At 62.3% G+C, this 16,171-nt stretch carries 11 protein-coding genes; 6 read left to right on the top strand and 5 right to left on the bottom strand.

Annotation, left to right across the window (positions count from 1 at the left end; translation table 11 throughout):
- Positions 1–2: 2 nt before the first annotated feature.
- On the bottom strand, positions 3–1,196 hold the full coding sequence (locus O0879_RS13890) for an HlyD family secretion protein (protein WP_289916922.1): 1,194 nt from the start codon (positions 1,194–1,196) through the stop codon (positions 3–5).
- Between the two features lie 144 nt (positions 1,197–1,340).
- Here O0879_RS13890 and O0879_RS13895 point away from each other — a divergent pair, with 144 nt between their 5' ends.
- Positions 1,341–2,060, top strand: coding sequence for a TetR/AcrR family transcriptional regulator (locus O0879_RS13895; protein WP_289903832.1), 720 nt, complete (start codon positions 1,341–1,343; stop codon positions 2,058–2,060).
- A gap of 23 nt (positions 2,061–2,083) precedes the next feature.
- On the opposite strand, the gene O0879_RS13900 is transcribed toward O0879_RS13895, so the two are convergent.
- The 4 genes from O0879_RS13900 to aceE form a co-directional block, all read right to left on the bottom strand.
- On the bottom strand, positions 2,084–3,259 hold the full coding sequence (locus tag O0879_RS13900) for a hypothetical protein (RefSeq protein WP_289916923.1): 1,176 nt from the start codon (positions 3,257–3,259) through the stop codon (positions 2,084–2,086).
- Between the two features lie 604 nt (positions 3,260–3,863).
- Positions 3,864–5,648 carry a dihydrolipoyl dehydrogenase gene (gene lpdA, locus O0879_RS13905; protein WP_289916924.1) on the bottom strand — a complete coding sequence of 595 codons (1,785 nt, stop codon included), beginning with the start codon at positions 5,646–5,648 and terminating at the stop codon, positions 3,864–3,866.
- 10 nt (positions 5,649–5,658) lie between these two features.
- Positions 5,659–7,323 (bottom strand): dihydrolipoyllysine-residue acetyltransferase, encoded by a 1,665-nt coding sequence (gene aceF / locus O0879_RS13910; protein ID WP_289916925.1) that lies wholly within the window; start codon positions 7,321–7,323, stop codon positions 5,659–5,661.
- A gap of 94 nt (positions 7,324–7,417) precedes the next feature.
- Positions 7,418–10,114 carry a pyruvate dehydrogenase (acetyl-transferring), homodimeric type gene (aceE, locus tag O0879_RS13915; RefSeq protein ID WP_034747396.1) on the bottom strand — a complete coding sequence of 899 codons (2,697 nt, stop codon included), beginning with the start codon at positions 10,112–10,114 and terminating at the stop codon, positions 7,418–7,420.
- Between the two features lie 666 nt (positions 10,115–10,780).
- Between aceE and folD the strand changes: the two genes are divergently transcribed.
- From folD to O0879_RS13940, 5 genes are all read left to right on the top strand, one after another.
- Positions 10,781–11,626: a bifunctional methylenetetrahydrofolate dehydrogenase/methenyltetrahydrofolate cyclohydrolase FolD gene (gene folD / locus O0879_RS13920; protein ID WP_099666771.1), complete on the top strand. Its 846-nt coding sequence runs from the start codon at positions 10,781–10,783 to the stop codon at positions 11,624–11,626.
- A gap of 94 nt (positions 11,627–11,720) precedes the next feature.
- Positions 11,721–13,790 (top strand): M3 family metallopeptidase, encoded by a 2,070-nt coding sequence (locus tag O0879_RS13925; RefSeq protein ID WP_289916926.1) that lies wholly within the window; start codon positions 11,721–11,723, stop codon positions 13,788–13,790.
- A 7-nt stretch (positions 13,791–13,797) separates the two neighbouring features.
- Positions 13,798–14,223 carry a DNA polymerase III subunit chi gene (locus O0879_RS13930; RefSeq protein WP_289916927.1) on the top strand — a complete coding sequence of 142 codons (426 nt, stop codon included), beginning with the start codon at positions 13,798–13,800 and terminating at the stop codon, positions 14,221–14,223.
- Positions 14,220–14,594 carry a hypothetical protein gene (locus O0879_RS13935; protein WP_289911277.1) on the top strand — a complete coding sequence of 125 codons (375 nt, stop codon included), beginning with the start codon at positions 14,220–14,222 and terminating at the stop codon, positions 14,592–14,594. Before O0879_RS13930 ends, O0879_RS13935 begins: the two co-directional genes overlap by 4 nt.
- Before the next feature lie 369 nt (positions 14,595–14,963).
- The gene (locus O0879_RS13940; protein WP_070301412.1) at positions 14,964–16,106 is read left to right on the top strand and encodes a branched-chain amino acid ABC transporter substrate-binding protein; all 1,143 of its coding nucleotides are present in this window, start codon (positions 14,964–14,966) and stop codon (positions 16,104–16,106) included.
- The last annotated feature ends 65 nt before the right edge of the window (positions 16,107–16,171 follow it).

The following is a 16,171-nucleotide window of genomic DNA, read 5'->3' on the forward strand; positions in this document are numbered from 1 at the left end:
GCTTAGCGGGTGGCGGTCTGGGCGGCAGGAGCGGCGGCGTGGCGCGCATCCTTTTCCGACACGGGCTGGTTCACTTCCACTTCGGCGATCACCGACATGCCCGGCACCAGGCGGCCATTCATGGCCTTGATGTCTTCCGGCTGGAAGACGATTTTCACCGGCACGCGCTGGACGATCTTGGTGAAGTTGCCGGTGGCGTTATCGGCCGGCAGCAGGGCGAATTGCGCGCCCGAGGCAGGGGCGAAACTGTCCACGGTACCCACCAGTTTCTTGCCCGGCATGGCGTCGATCGTCACGTGCACGCTCTGGCCGCGATGCAGGTCGGCCAGCTGCGTTTCCTTGAAGTTGGCGGTGACCCAGACGTTGTCTTGCACGATGGCCGTCAATTGCTGGCCAGGCTGCACGCGCATGCCCGTTTCCACGTTGCGCTTGCCGATGCGGCCGGCGACGGGCGCCAGGATGCGGTTGTATTGCAGCTGCTGTTCCGCGTCCTTCAATTGCACGCGCAGCACGGCCACTTGTGCCTTGGCCACGTCGCGCGCGGCCTGGGCGGCGCCGATCTGCGCCTTGGCGGCCGAAGCGCTGTCGCGGCGGGCGGCCAGGTCGGCCACGGCGCTCGAGCGGGCCGCATTGGCCGCGTCGAGTTCCGCTTTCGAGACGGCTTTCATCTGGCTCGTGTACAGCTGGCCATAACGCTCCGCATCCTGTTTCGCGCGCAGCAATTGCGCGTCCGCTTGCGCCACTTGCGCCTGGGCGCCGCTGGCTTGCGCCTGCACCTGGGCGATCTGCGCGTCCGCCTGCAGCACCTGCTGTTCGGCGCTGGCGATCTGGGCGGCGATCTGCTCGGTTTTCACGCGTTGGTCGAACGGGTCGAGTTCGGCGATCACGTCGCCCTCTTTCACGATTTGATTGTCGTCGATGAAGACCTTGGTGACGACGCCGGAAATACGCGCCGAGACGGGATGCACGTGGCCGGCCACATAGGCGTTTTCCGTTTCCACGAAGTAGTGGCTGCGGTACCACATGCGCGCGCCGGCGCCCAGGGCGACCAGGACGATCAGGCCGGCGATGATTTTCACGCGGTTATTCGGTGCTGCGGAGCTGGCGGAAGCGGCGGGCGCGGAAGGTGCGGCCGGGGCCACGGGTGGGACGGCGCTCAGCACCTTGTGCTCTGCTTGGCCTGGCTGGTTGGACATACTCGCTCCGGAAATGAAATGATGTAGGTTCATTATTGGGCAAAGAAAAGCCAAAGTCAAGAAATGAAACGATTGCATTTCATTTTAATTTGCACTACAGTGTGAGCCATCACTTACCTTCCCACTTATAAAGAGACCCAGACCATGCCCGATCCCGGCCTCAGCGATACCTTGCCAACCGATAAAGAATCCGACGAAGCTGCCCAGGAGCTTTCCTGCTGCGGCAAGCCAGCCGGCCGCCCGCGCGCGGCCGACATGGAAGCGCGCATGGAAAACCTGCTGCACACGGCCGGTTGCCTGTTTCTGGAAAAGGGGTATGGAAAGGTCAGCCTGGAAATGATCGCCCGCGAAGCCCACGTGGCCGTGCGCACGATTTATGTGAAGTTTGGCGGCAAGTCGGGCTTGTTCAATGCCGTGGTGGAACTGCGCCGCGCCGCCTACTTCTCGACCATGCCGGCGCTGGAAACGGATATGCGGCCCCTGCCCACCATTCTGGGCGAGTTCGGCCTGCTGTTCGTGCAGCTCGTCACCATGCCGGCGGCGATCCGCCTGAATCGCATGGTGGTGGCCGAGGCGGCCACGCACCCGGAACTGGCGGAAACGTTTTACAAGGTGGGGCCGGGACAGACGCGCGAGATGCTGGTCAAGTTTTTCAGCCGGCCCGACATCGCGCCCCTGTTCCGCGCCGAACTGACGCCGTCCATGCTGGCGCTGCACCTGCTCAATTGCCTGCTGGGCGACCAGATGTCGCGCCTGCTGTTCCCGCCGCAGGCGCAACCGGACGTGGCGCAATTGCGCGCCAAGGTGACGGTCAGTCTCGACCTGTTCCTGCGCGGCACCCTGCGCCAGCCACTGGCGGACTGACGCGGGACGGCTGACCCGCCAGGTCAGCCGGAGCGGCTGCAGTCTTCCGTCACCGCCGCGTCGGCGTGTTCATCGTTCAAGCCCAGCGCGCGCAGGAAAGGCTGGGCCGCCGATGCGCCATCGAGACTGAGTGAAGACTCACTTCCATCGTAGCGCTCGGGACCATAGCGCATCAGGTCGAACGACGTTTCAAAGCGCTGCGCCAGGAAATACGTGCGGAAGTAATCGAAGGAAAACGCCACCTGGCCATCGGCCCGCAGCAGCAAGCCATGCGCATACAGCGGCGCCAGCCAGTCCCCGGCCGCCATGCTCCAGCCCTTCACGCCACAATAGTCGCCGGCAAAGCGCTCCAACTCCGCCGCGCTGAGGAAGACGGTCTTCGCTTCGAACATCACGAACGCCAGCTCCATCAGGAATTCGCGCGCATCGGCAGCCACGCCGGCGTCCACGCGCTGCGGCGCGCCCGCCATGCCCAGCAAGCCATCGAGATAGGCGCGCTCGCCTGCCAGTTGCGGCAGCAAGGTGGAAAACACATACTCGGCATCCACCTGCCCCGTTTCCTGCCCATTCGGCGTGTACAGCACCGACAGGGCGAAGTTCTTGCTCACGTCATCGAACTCGCGCAGGGACACCGTCCACTGCGTGCCTGCCTTGCCATCATCGGCCGCGGCCGCATCCGCACCGAACTCGAGTACGGCAAACGCCGCCATCTGGCCATGCGCACCGTACAGGCTGCCGGGATTGCTTTTGAACAAGATGCCCAGCGACTTCATCAGCGAACTGGCATCGCCCGTATGCTGGTGGCCATGGAACACGGCGTGGATATTCTTGTAGTGCGCGCGCTGCTCGGCACTTGCATGCTCATCGGCGGAGAAAAAGCTGAAGCCGGCATTGCCCAGCGCCGCCGCCGCGACACCCTGCGCGCGGCTGCCCGGCACCAGGTAAAAACGCGCGCCCGGCAGGCTGGCCGCCTGCAGCAAGGGACGCAGGAAGTATTCGTAGACATACACGGGCGTCGTGCCGGCACAGGCGTCGGGCGCCACCAGCTGGCCCGTGAAGAAAATCGCATCGATCCTCTTGCCCGCCGCCAGGATAGCGGCCACATCCTGGTACAAGGCATGCAGCATCACGGCTTGCTCTTGCTCATCGGCCCGGCGCAAACGGACGTCGGCAATATGGAGGGCGGTAAATTTTTTCATTGTTGCAAAACTTTCTTGGGGCCTATCCCAGTAGGGAGCGTCTTCTGCTGGCAATTCATCAGGAGCGCGGACAAGGCGTGAGGAGTACGCGGGGCGAGCCACGCGACGACGGTCACCGCAGTCCCCGCTTCCGAGGGGCGCCAGCAGGGGATGCATTCATCCGCCGGGGCAGGCTCTCATCGGTACAGCGGAACTTGACCGAACCCCACGCTGGCAACATTCCTGGAAAAATCACACGCTTCCATTGCAGCAAAAAGAAGAACATGGTGACAGACCTCCATTCTGCCACTTTTTCCATACGGCAATACTCACCAATTTTCACATGGGGCGTATCCGCCACGCCCCATCTGCGATTTACGCTGCCGGGATCAAGGGATATAAAAAAACCCGCAATCGCTTGCGGGTTTTTTATACTGAAAATTAACTCTTTATCAGCGCTTGCGCGGCGGCGGCAAGTCCGTACACACGCCTTCGTACACTTCGGCGGTTTTTTTCAACCTGCAGATCGATTCACGCAGGGTCGGGGGCGGGTGATAGCCCGCTCCAATAAAAAAACCCGCAATCGCTTGCGGGTTTTTGAGTGTAACAAGGTACGGCTACAGCATCAGCGCTTGCGCGGCGGCGGCAAGTCCGTGCACACGCCTTCGTACACTTCGGCGGCCATGCCGATCGACTCGCCCAGGGTAGGGTGCGGATGGATGGTCTTGCCGATGTCGGTGCCGTCACAGCCCATTTCGATGGCCAGCGCGATCTCGCCGATCATGTCGCCCGCATGCGTGCCGACGATGGTGCCCCCGATGATGCGGTGCGTTTCCGCGTCGAACAGCAGCTTGGTGAAGCCTTCGGCGCGGCCGTTGGCCACGGCGCGGCCCGAGGCGGCCCACGGGAAGTGGCCCTTCTCGACCTTGATGCCCTTGGCTTTCGCTTCGTCTTCCGTGATGCCGGCCCATGCCACTTCCGGATCCGTGTAGGCGACCGACGGGATCACCTTGACGTCGAAGTGCGACTTCTGGCCGGAAGCCGCTTCCGCGGCCACGTGGGCTTCATGCACGGCCTTGTGCGCCAGCATCGGCTGGCCCACCAGGTCGCCGATGGCGAAGATGTTCGGCACGTTGGTGCGCATCTGGCTGTCGACGTTGATGAAACCGCGGTCCGTCACCTGCACGCCGGCCTTGTCGGCTGCCAGCTTCTTGCCGTTCGGGCTGCGGCCCACGGCGACGAGCACCAGGTCGTAGATCTGCGGCGCCGGCGCCGTGGCGCCCGCTTCGGCCGCTTCGAACGTAACCTTGATGCCTTCCGGCAACGCCTCGACGGCCACCGTCTTGGTCTTGGTCATGATGTTGTCGAAGCGCTTCTCGTTGAACTTCTGCCACACCTTGACGGCGTCGCGGTCCGCGCCCTGCATCAGGCCATCCATCATTTCGACCACGTCGATGCGCGCGCCGAAGGTGGAATAGACGGTCGCCATTTCCAGGCCGATGATGCCGCCGCCGATGACCAGCATGCGTTTCGGGATCTGGCGCAATTCCAGCGCACCCGTCGAATCGACGATGCGCGGGTCTTCCGGCACGAAGGGCAGCTTCACCACGGACGAACCGGCGGCGATGATCGCTTGCTTGAACTGCACGACTTTTTTCGAGCCGTCGCCTGCCGTCACCTCGATGTGGTTCGCGGAGAGGAACTGGCCCACGCCCGTGACGACTTGCGTCTTGCGCGCCTTGGCCATGCCGGCCAGACCGCCCGTCATGTTCGAGATTACGCCTTCCTTGTACTTGCGTACCTGATCGATATCAATGGTGGGCTTGGCAAACGTCACGCCCGTGTTCGACATGTGCGCCGTTTCATCGATGACGGACGCGACGTGCAGCAGCGCCTTCGACGGGATGCAGCCCACATTCAGGCACACGCCGCCCAGGGTGGCGTAGCGCTCGACGATGACCGTTGACATGCCCAGGTCGGCCGCGCGGAACGCCGCCGAATAGCCGCCAGGACCGCCGCCCAGCACCATCATGTCGACATCGATGTCAACCTGGCCGCTGTAATTTCCGGCCGGGATGGCGGCAACGGCTGCAGGTGCTGCCGCTGGGGCAGCCGCCGGAGCAGCTGCTGCAGGCGCAGGGGCGGCTGCCGGTGCGGCCGCCGCCGCGCCTTCAACTGCTTCCAGCACCAGCAGCGCGCTGCCTTCGGCGATCTTGTCGCCGACCTTGACCTTGACTTCCTTGACGACGCCTGCGTGGGTCGATGGAATCTCCATGCTGGCCTTGTCCGATTCGACCGTGATCAGGGACTGGTCCACCTTGATGGTGTCGCCGACCTTGACCATCAGTTCGATGACTTCGACTTCCTTGAAGTCGCCGATATTCGGTACTTTTACCTCTACTGTGCTCATCAATCGCTCCTTACAGCAGAATTTTGCGCATGTCGGCCAGGACTTCGCCGAGGTACACGGAGAATCGCGCGCCCATCGCGCCATCGACCACGCGGTGGTCGTAGGACAGCGAGGTGCCCATCATCAGGCGCGGCTGGAAGGCCTTGCCATCCCATACCGGCTTGATCGAGGCTTTCGACAGACCCAGAATAGCCACTTCCGGCGCATTGACGATAGGTGTGAAGTGCGTGCCGCCGATGCCGCCCAGGGACGAAATCGTGAAGCTGGCGCCCTGCATGTCGGCCGGTTTCAGCTTGCCTTCGCGCGCCTGCAGCGACAGTTCCGTCATTTCGCGGGCGATTTGCGAGACCGACTTCTGGTCCGCGCCCTTGATCACGGGCACCACCAGGCCATTCGGCGTGTCGGCCGCGAAGCCGATGTTGTAGTACTGCTTGAGGATCAGGTTTTCGCCCTTGGCATCCAGCGAAGCGTTAAACGCGGGGAATTTCTTCAGCGCGGCGACGGAGGCCTTGATGACGAAGGCCAGCATGGTCAGCTTGGCCGCATCCTTGTTCTTCGCATTGGCAGCGTTGGTGTCGACGCGGAACGCTTCCAGGTCCGTCACGTCCGCTTCGTCGAACTGCGTGACGTGCGGGATCATGACCCAGTTGCGGTGCAGGTTCGGACCCGAGATTTTCTTGATGCGCGACAGCGGCAGCAATTCGGTCGTGCCGAACTTGCTGAAGTCCAGCGACGGCCAAGGCAGCAGGTCCAGGCCCACGCCCGAACCGCCTTTGGCAGCGACTGGCGCGTTCGGCGCGGCGACGGCGCCCGACATCACGCCCTTGACGAAATTCTGCACGTCTTCCTGGGTGATGCGGCCCTTCGGACCGGAACCGCCCACGCGGGCCAGGTCCACGCCCAGTTCGCGCGCAAACTTGCGGATCGAAGGCGACGCGTGCGCCAGCTTGCCATTCACGGCAGGTGCGGCGGCAACTGGTGCCGGGGCAGCAGCGGCGACCGGCGCCGAAGCGACGGCAGCGGCTGGCGCGGCGGCAGCTTGCGCCGGTGCGGCGGCAGGTGCTGCAGCAGGAGCGGCAGCGCCGCCGGTCGTTTCAACGACCAGCACCAGCGAGCCCTTGGCGACCTTGTCGCCGACCTTGACCTTCAATTCCTTGACGATACCGGCATGGCTCGATGGAATTTCCATGCTGGCCTTGTCCGATTCGACCGTCAGCAGCGACTGGTCGACCTTGATCGCATCGCCCACCTTGACCATCAGTTCGATGACTTCGACTTCCTTGAAGTCGCCGATATCGGGCACGGTCACTTCCACCAGCGCTGGCACGCCGGCAGGGGCAGGCGCTGGCGCGGGAGCGGCGGCTGGTGCAGCTTCAACAGCCGGTGCAGGGGCGGCAGCGGCAGGCGCTGGCGCCGATACCGGGACCGAGGCGTCGTCCGCCACTTCCAGCAGCAGGACCAGCGAACCTTCGGCGATCTTGTCGCCCACGTTGACTTTCAATTCCTTGACAACACCGGCGTGGCTCGATGGAATTTCCATGCTGGCCTTGTCCGATTCGACCGTGATCAGGGATTGGTCGACCTTGACCGTATCGCCTGGCTTGACCATCAGTTCAATGATCTCGACTTCCTTGAAATCGCCGATATCCGGGACTTTGACTTCCACAATGCTCATAGCTTGCTCCGTTATTTTATTTGTCAGATGGACCCGCACACACGCCAGGGCGGCACTTTCGCACCGCCCTGGCATCATCGGGTCCGCACAACGATTACTGGGTCACCGGATTCGGTTTGTTCGCGTCGATGCCGTACTTGGCGATCGCCTGCTCCACCACCGACACGTCGATCTTGCCTTCGTCAGCCAGCGATTTGAGCGCAGCCACGGTGACATAATAACGGTTCACTTCGAAGAACTCGCGCAGCTTGGCGCGGCTGTCCGAGCGGCCAAAGCCATCGGTGCCCAGCACTTTATAAGTGCGGCCCTTCGGCATGAAGGCGCGGATCTGTTCTGCAAACGCGCGCATGTAGTCGGTCGTGGCGACGATCGGGCCGTCCGTGTCCTGCATCAGCGACGTCACGTAAGGTACGCGCTGCTCTTTCGACGGGTTGACCATGTTCCAGCGTTCCGCATCCTGGCCATCACGGGCCACCAGGGTCAGCGACGGCGCCGACCACACGTCCGCAGCCACGCCCCAGTCGTTTTGCAGCAATTCGGCGGCGAAGATCGATTCGCGCAGGATGGTGCCGCAACCGATCAGCTGTACGCGCAGCTTGGCGTCGGCCGGGCCTTCCTGCAGCTTGTACATGCCTTTCAGAATACCTTCTTCCTGGCCTGGCTTGATGCCTGGCTGGGCGTAGTTCTCGTTCATGATCGTGATGTAGTAGAACACATCTTCCTGGTTGGCGATCATGCGGCGCAGGCCGTCCTGGATGATGACGGCGACTTCATGGCTGAAGGTCGGGTCGTACGGCATGCAGGTCGGGATGGTCGCGGCGAAGATATGGCTGTGGCCATCTTCGTGCTGCAAGCCTTCGCCGTTCAGGGTCGTGCGGCCGGCCGTGCCGCCCATCAGGAAGCCGCGGGCGCGCATGTCGGCCGAAGCCCATACCTGGTCGCCGATGCGCTGGAAGCCGAACATCGAGTAGAAGGTGTAGAACGGGATCATGATGCGGTCGTTGGTCGAATACGACGTCGCCGCAGCGATCCACGAGCTCATGCCGCCCGCTTCGTTGATGCCCTCTTGCAGGATCTGGCCAGCCTTGTCTTCGCGGTAGTACATGACCTGGTCTTTGTCGACCGGCTCGTACAACTGACCTTTCGGGTTGTAGATGCCGATCTGGCGGAACAGGCCTTCCATGCCGAAGGTACGCGATTCATCGACCAGGATAGGCACGACGCGCTGCCCCAGGTTCGGGTCTTTCAGCAGAGTCGAGATGACGCGCACGAACGCTTGCGTGGTCGAGATTTCACGGCCTTCAGGCGTGGCTTCCAGCACGTTCTTGAACGCGTCCAGGCCAGGCACGGGCAGGGTTTCTTCCGATTTCTGGCGGCGCTGCGGCAGGTAGCCGCCCAGGGCCTTGCGGCGCTCGTGCAGGTAGACCATTTCCGGCGCATCGTCGGCAGGCTTGAAGAACGGGATGTCGGCCAGCTTGTCGTCAGGAATAGGCAGCGAGAAGCGGTCGCGCATTTCGCGGATGGCTTCGTCGTCCAGTTTTTTCGTCTGGTGCGCCGTGTTGCGCGCTTCGCCGGACTTGCCCATGCCGTAGCCCTTGATGGTTTTCACCAGCAGGACGGTCGGCTGGCCCTTGTGTTCCTGGGCGATCTTGAATGCCGCATAGATCTTGTGCGGATCGTGGCCGCCACGGGTCAGGCGCCAGATGTCGTCGTCCGTCATGTTGGCAACCATTTCCAGCAGCTTCGGATGCTTGCCGAAGAAGTGCTTGCGCACGTAGGCGCCATCTTTCGCCTTGTAGTTCTGGTATTCGCCGTCGACGGTTTCCATCATCACGCGCTGCAGGATGCCTTCCTTGTCCTGTGCCAGCAGGGCGTCCCAGCCCGGGCCCCAGATGACCTTGACGACGTTCCAGCCGGCGCCGCGGAATTCGCCTTCCAGTTCCTGGATGATCTTGGTGTTGCCGCGCACAGGGCCGTCCAGACGCTGCAGGTTGCAGTTGACCACGATGACCAGGTTGTCGAGCATGTCGCGTGCGGCCAGGCCGATCGCGCCCAAGGACTCCGGCTCGTCCATCTCGCCATCGCCGCAGAAGGCCCAGATCTTGCGGTTGTCGGTTTTCGCGATGCCGCGTGCGTGCAGGTACTTCAGGAAGCGCGCCTGGTAGATCGCCATGTGCGGGCCCAGGCCCATCGACACGGTCGGGAACTGCCAGAAGTCAGGCATCAGCTTCGGATGCGGGTACGAGGACAGGCCCTTGCCGTCGACTTCCTTGCGGAAGTTCAGCATTTGCTCTTCCGTCAAGCGGCCTTCGAGGAAGGCGCGCGCATAGACGCCGGGCGAGGAGTGGCCCTGGATGTACAGCAGGTCGCCGCCGTGGTCGGCCGTCGGCGCGTGCCAGAAGTGGTTGAAACCGATGCCCAGCATGTTCGCCAGCGAAGCGAACGAGGACAAGTGGCCGCCCAGGTCGCCGTCGGCGCGGTTGGCCTTGACGACCATGGCCATGGCGTTCCAGCGCATCCACGAGCGCAGGCGCTCTTCGTATTCCAGGTTGCCGGGGCAGTGTGCTTCTTGCTTGGTGGGGATGGTATTGACGTAGGCGGTGGTGCTGGAGAACGGGATCTGCGCGCCGCGGCGGCGGGCCAGGTCAACCATGCGCTCCATCAGGTAATGCGCGCGTTCCGGACCTTCATTTTCCAGCACGGCTTCGAGCGCGTCCAGCCACTCCTTGGTTTCCTGCATATCCGGGTCGGTGCCGATCTGTGTCGTTACCTGGTTCAGTTGAGCTGACATCTGTTGAGTCTCCTTTGTGAACGCCCCACCCCGATTTTCCGGATCGCTGTCGGACGGTATTTCGCTGATTATTTACTATTAAGTCGGTTTAGTGTGGGGATTCTAACAGCGTATTTACTATTTTTCAAATTACGATATAGCATTTCGCATTATGAAATCACCCTATGAAATTTATGCTGCACTGCCGCAAATTCTGCCCGGAAATTAGGGTGATCAGAGTAGCAAATAGCGCCGAAACCGGAAAACTTGCATGCCCTGGCCGCCCCTGCTCTACGAGCACACCAGCAAACCGAATTACCCCCCCCCGTCGCCAGCACAGGCATACCGGGCCAAGCGGGCCTGAAAAATGTCGAGGGCAAGGCGCGGCGACGCAGACAGTACGCCAGTACGGCAAGGAGCTGCAACGCCGCCATCGGCATTTTCTCAGGCTCGCGTCTGTGGCCCGCTTTTATGCCGGGGCAGGCGGGCCTGAAAAATGTCGAGGGCAAGGCGCGGCGACACAGACAGTACGCCAGTACGGCAAGGAGCTGCAACGCCGCCATCGGCATTTTCTCAGGCTCGCGTCTCCGGCCCGCTTTTTAACGTCACGGCATTGGCGCCAAAACCGCCCCTTTGCGCCGCCCGGCTTTATAATCTGACTTTTCCCTCCCACACAGCCTCCCTACCATGCCAGCACAACTGATCGACGGAATCGCCCTCTCCCAAAAACTGCGCAGCGAGATCGCCACGCGCGCCGCCGCCCTCACGGCCAAGGGCACCCAGCCCGGCCTGGCCGTGATTCTCGTCGGCGAAGACCCGGCCAGCCAGGTGTATGTCCGCAACAAGGTCAAGGCGTGCGGCGACGTGGGTTTCCACTCGGTGCTGGAAAAATATGAAGCGGACCTGTCCGAAGCGGACTTGCTGGCACGCATCGCCAGCCTGAATGCCGACCCGGCCATCCACGGCATCCTCGTGCAAATGCCCTTGCCCAAGCACATCAATCCGCACAAGGTCATCGAAGCGATCGCCACGACGAAAGACGTGGATGGCTATTCCGTCCTGAGCGCCGGCGAACTGATGACGGGCTTGCCCGGCTTCCGCCCGTGCACGCCGTACGGCTGTATGAAACTGATCGAAAGCACGGGCGTGGACTTGCGCGGCAAGCACGCCGTCGTCATCGGCCGCAGCAACACCGTCGGCAAGCCAATGGCCCTGCTGCTCTTGCAAGCGAACGCTACCGTCACCATCTGCCATAGCGCGACCCCGGACCTGGGCCTGTACACGCGCCAGGCGGACGTGGTCGTGGCCGCCGTCGGCCGCCGCAACACCCTGACGGCCGACATGGTCAAGCCGGGCGCCATCGTCATCGACGTGGGCATGAACCGCGACGACGACGGCAAGCTGTGCGGCGACGTGGATTTTGCCGGCATCAAGGAAGTGGCGTCGCACATCACCCCGGTACCGGGTGGCGTGGGTCCGATGACGATCACCATGTTGCTGATGAACACGGTCGAAGCCGCCGAGCGCATTTAAGAGGAGCACCTGAGACAATGCTCATGGTGGCGTTGCCTGGCCTTGAACATTTTTCAGGCGCTCCATATATGAAGACAGAATGGACGAACCGACGATGAATACCAACCCCCTGCTTGATTTTTCCGGCCTGCCACGCTTCGACGCGATCACGCACGAGCATGTCACGCCTGCCATCGACACCCTGCTGGCCCAGGCGCGCGCCACGGTGGTGCAGCTGGAAGCGCCCATGGAAGAAGTGAGCTGGGAGAACTTCGTCACGCCACAGGACCAGATCGACGAAACCCTGGGCCGCGCCTGGAGCATCGTCAACCATCTCAACAGCGTGGTCGATACGCAGGAACTGCGCGCCGCCTACAATGCGAACCTGCCCAAGGTGACGGAATTCTGGACCGAACTGGAGCAGAACGACATCCTCTTCGGCAAATACAAGCAACTGCAAGCGAGCCCCGCTTTCGCCAGTATGTCGCCGGCGCGCCGGCGCATCGTCGACAATGCCGTGCGCGACTTCCGCCTGGGCGGCGCCGAGTTGCCCGAGGACAAGAAAGAGCGCTTCGGCGCCATCCAGGAAGAACACGCGGCCGTGTCGACGCGCTTTTCCGAAAACGTGCTCGACGCCACCAATGACTACAAGTTGCTGGTCGAGAACGAAGCTGACCTGGCCGGCTTGCCCGACGACGTGAAGGCTGCCGCGCGCGCCGCCGCCGACAAGGCGGGCAAGCAAGGCTATGAATTCTCGCTGCACTTCCCCTCGTATTACCCGATCCTGCAATTTGCCGACAACCGCGCGCTGCGCGAAACCATCTACCGCGCCAACGCCACCAAGGCATCGGACCAGGGCGACGTCTTCAGCAAGAAGGACGAGTGGGACAACACGCAGAACATCGTGACCCTGTTGCGACTGCGCAACGAAGAGGCACAACTGCTCGGCTACGCCAATTTCGCCGAAGTGTCGCTGGTCTCCAAAATGGCCACTTCGCCCGCGCAAGTCATCGCTTTCCTGGAAGACCTGGCCCAACGCGCGCGCCCGTTCGCCGAGAAAGACTTGTTAGAACTGAAACAATTCGCAAAGGAAGAACTGGGTATTGCCGAACTGCAAGCATGGGATGTGCCGTACGCTTCCGAAAAGCTGCAGGAACGCCGCTACGCGTTCTCGGCCCAGGAAGTCAAACAGTATTTCCCTGAACACAAGGTGATCGACGGCCTGTTCCGCCAGATCCAGAACCTGTTCGCCGTCGAGATCAAGCTCGATACGGCGCCCGTCTGGCACAAGGATGTGCGTTTTTACCGCATCGAGCGCGACGGCAAGCTGGTCGGCCAGTTCTACCTGGACCTGTATGCGCGCGCGGGCAAGAGCGGCGGCGCCTGGATGGACGACGCGCGCGGCCGCCGCGCCGACGCGCAACACGTGCAAACGCCAATCGCTTATCTCACCTGCAACTTCACGGAACCAGCCGTGGTCGACGGCAAGGTACAGCCAGCCCTGTTCACGCACGATGAAGTCATCACCCTGTTCCACGAATTCGGCCACGGCCTGCACCACATGTTGACGGTGGTCGACGAGCTGGGCGTGTCGGGTATCGCCGGCGTCGAATGGGATGCCGTGGAACTGCCATCGCAATTCATGGAAAATTTCTGCTGGGAATGGGAAGTGCTCGAGCACATGACGGCGCATGCCGTCACGGGCGCGCCGCTGCCGCGCGCGCTGTACGACAAGATGCTGGCGGCCAAGAATTTCCAGTCCGGCCTGCAAACCCTGCGCCAGGTGGAATTTTCCTTGCTCGACATGCATTTGCACTATGACTACGATGCCAGCACGGGCCAGAGCGTGCAGCAGCTGATCGACGGCGTGCACGCCAAGTTTTCGCTGCTGATTCCGCCGCCGTTCAACCGTTTCCAGAATTCCTTTGGGCACATCTTCGCCGGCGGCTACGCGGCCGGCTACTACAGCTACAAATGGGCCGAGGTGCTGTCCGCCGACGCCTATGCGGCGTTTGAAGAAGCCCGCGCGCTGGGCCCGGCCGCCACCACGGCGGCAGGCAAGCGTTACCTGCAGGAAATTCTGTCCGTCGGCGGCTCGCGCCCCGCGCTGGAATCGTTCACGGCCTTCCGCGGCCGCGAACCATCGATCGACGCCCTGCTGCGCCACAGCGGCATGGCCGCCTGAGTCCGCCATGAGCCGCGTCGATTTTCACAGCAACGTGCCGGACAAGCTGGCCTACGCCTGCCGCCTGGCGCGCAAGGCGTATATGGCCGGCAACAAGGTCGTCGTCCTGGCGCAAGATGGCGCCCAGCTCGACGCTTTGAACAGCGCCATGTGGACCATTTCCGCCACGGATTTCCTGCCCCACGTGCTGGCCGGCGATCCGCTGGCGGCGCAGACGCCCATCATCCTGACCGATGATGCAGCGGCGGACTTGCCGCACCACGACATCCTCGTCAACCTGTCGCAGTTGCCGCCCGCTAATTACGCACAATTCCAGCGCGTCTTCGAGATCGTTTCCATGGATGAGCAAGATGCGCAGGTGGGCCGCCAGCGCTTCCTGCACTACCGCCAGCAAAACGTGCAACCGACCCACTTCGTGGCAGGCAAGTCATGAGTGATCAACCATTCGACCAGGGCATCCCCCTGCTGACGGAAGTACTGCTGGGGCCGGAAGTACCGGAACCTGTCGCTCCAGCTGCGGCTGCGCCTGCCGTCGAGGAAGCGCCGGTGTTGCCCCCGAGCATAGTGCAACCCGACTGGGACGCCATCGAACAGCGCCTGACGCAGCGCATCCTGCACCAGGTGCAAGGCAAGATCGACCACCTGCTGGAAGAGCGCATTGCCCACGTCCTGCAGACGGCCCTGCAAAACGCCCTGATCGGCATGCGCGGCGCCCTGCGCGAGGACTTGCAGCAGTCGCTGGAACAGATCGTGGCGCATGCGGTCAGCCACGAGCTGGGTCACCTGCACCCTCCCGCGCACTAAGACACCTGCAAAAACCTACTGCGCGTCGGTATAGGCGGCCTGCGATGCTCACCGTACCCTAGTACGGTTGCGCTTCTCAGCCACCTCTTCCTTCCGCTCGCTACGGTTTTATCAGGTGCTGTCAGTTTACTAGGCATATTTGGCCTGATTTCTCTACACCTGTATCCCTCCCAACGCCATTCTTTGGTGCGCTCGCGCCTGCGAAATCGGTGCATCGCGCCTCACTTTGGTGATTGTTGCGACAAAATGCAAAAAGCCCAAAAAGCGGCTTTGCGCCGCCTGTTTTTTGTTGTACCTTCTTCAAATGCACCGCCCCTCGAAGCGGTTTTCACGAGACGCCGCCGTATCTTTATCCATTGGAGAATGTTTATGCTGCTCAAGACCAAAGTCCTTCCTCTCGCCCTCGCCCTCGCCTTTGCCGGCCATGCGGGCGCGCAGGAAATCATCAAGATCGGCCACGTCGCCCCGGTCTCTGGCGCCAGCTCCCACCTGGGCAAGGATAACGAGAACGCGGCCAAGATGGCCATCGAGGATTTGAACGCCAAAGGCTTCAAGATCGACGGCAAAGCCGTCAAATTCGTGCTGGTGCCCGAAGATGACGCAGCCGATCCCAAGCAGGGCACGGCCGTGGCGCAAAAGCTGGTCGACGCCAAGGTCAACGGCGTCGTCGGCCACCTGAATTCGGGCACGACGATTCCCGCCTCGCGCATTTACTTCAATGCGGGCATTCCGCAAATTTCCCCTGCCGCCACCAACCCCACGTATACCCAGCAAAAATTCAACACGGCCTTCCGCGTGGTGGCCAATGACAACAAGCTGGGCGGCACCCTGGGCGCGTATGCCGTGGGCAAGCTGCAGGCGAAGAAAATCGCCGTCATCGATGACCGCACGGCCTACGGCCAGGGCGTGGCGGAACAGTTCGTCAAAGGCGCCAAGAAGGCAGCGCCAGGCGTGCAAATCGTCGGCAAGGAATTTACCAATGCCAACGCGACCGATTTCAATGCCATTTTGACCAGCATCAAGTCGAAAAATCCCGACCTGATCTTCTTTGGCGGCATGGATTCCGTGGGCGGCCCCATGCTGCGCCAGATGAAGGCGCTGGGCATCAAGGCCAAGTTCATGGGCGGCGACGGCCTGTGCACGGAACCGCTGGGCAAGCTGGCGGGCGACGCCGTGGGGGAAGACATGGTCACCTGCGCGGAAGCGGGCGGCGTGACGGGCGCGCAGCAAAAAGGCATGGACGATTTCCGCGCCCGCTACAAGCAGAAATACAACATGGAAGTGCAGCTGTACGCGCCGTACGTCTACGATGCCGTGATGACCATGGCCACCGCCATGGCCGACGCCAAGTCGTCGAAACCGTCCGTCTACCTGCCATTCCTGGCCAAGGTGCACTACCAGGGCGTGACGGGGCCGATCTCGTTCGATGCCAACGGCGACATCAAGGATGGCGCGCTGACCTTGTTCACCTATCGAGATGGCAAGAAGACCAAGATGGAAGTGGTCAAATAATAGAACCTACTGCGCGGCGCGATTTGCGGCCTGCGATGCTCACTGTGCATTTGCACAGCTCCGCT

Origin of the sequence: Janthinobacterium sp. SUN120, assembly GCF_030397735.1 — a bacterium.
GTDB classification, from domain to species: domain Bacteria; phylum Pseudomonadota; class Gammaproteobacteria; order Burkholderiales; family Burkholderiaceae_D; genus Janthinobacterium; species Janthinobacterium kumbetense.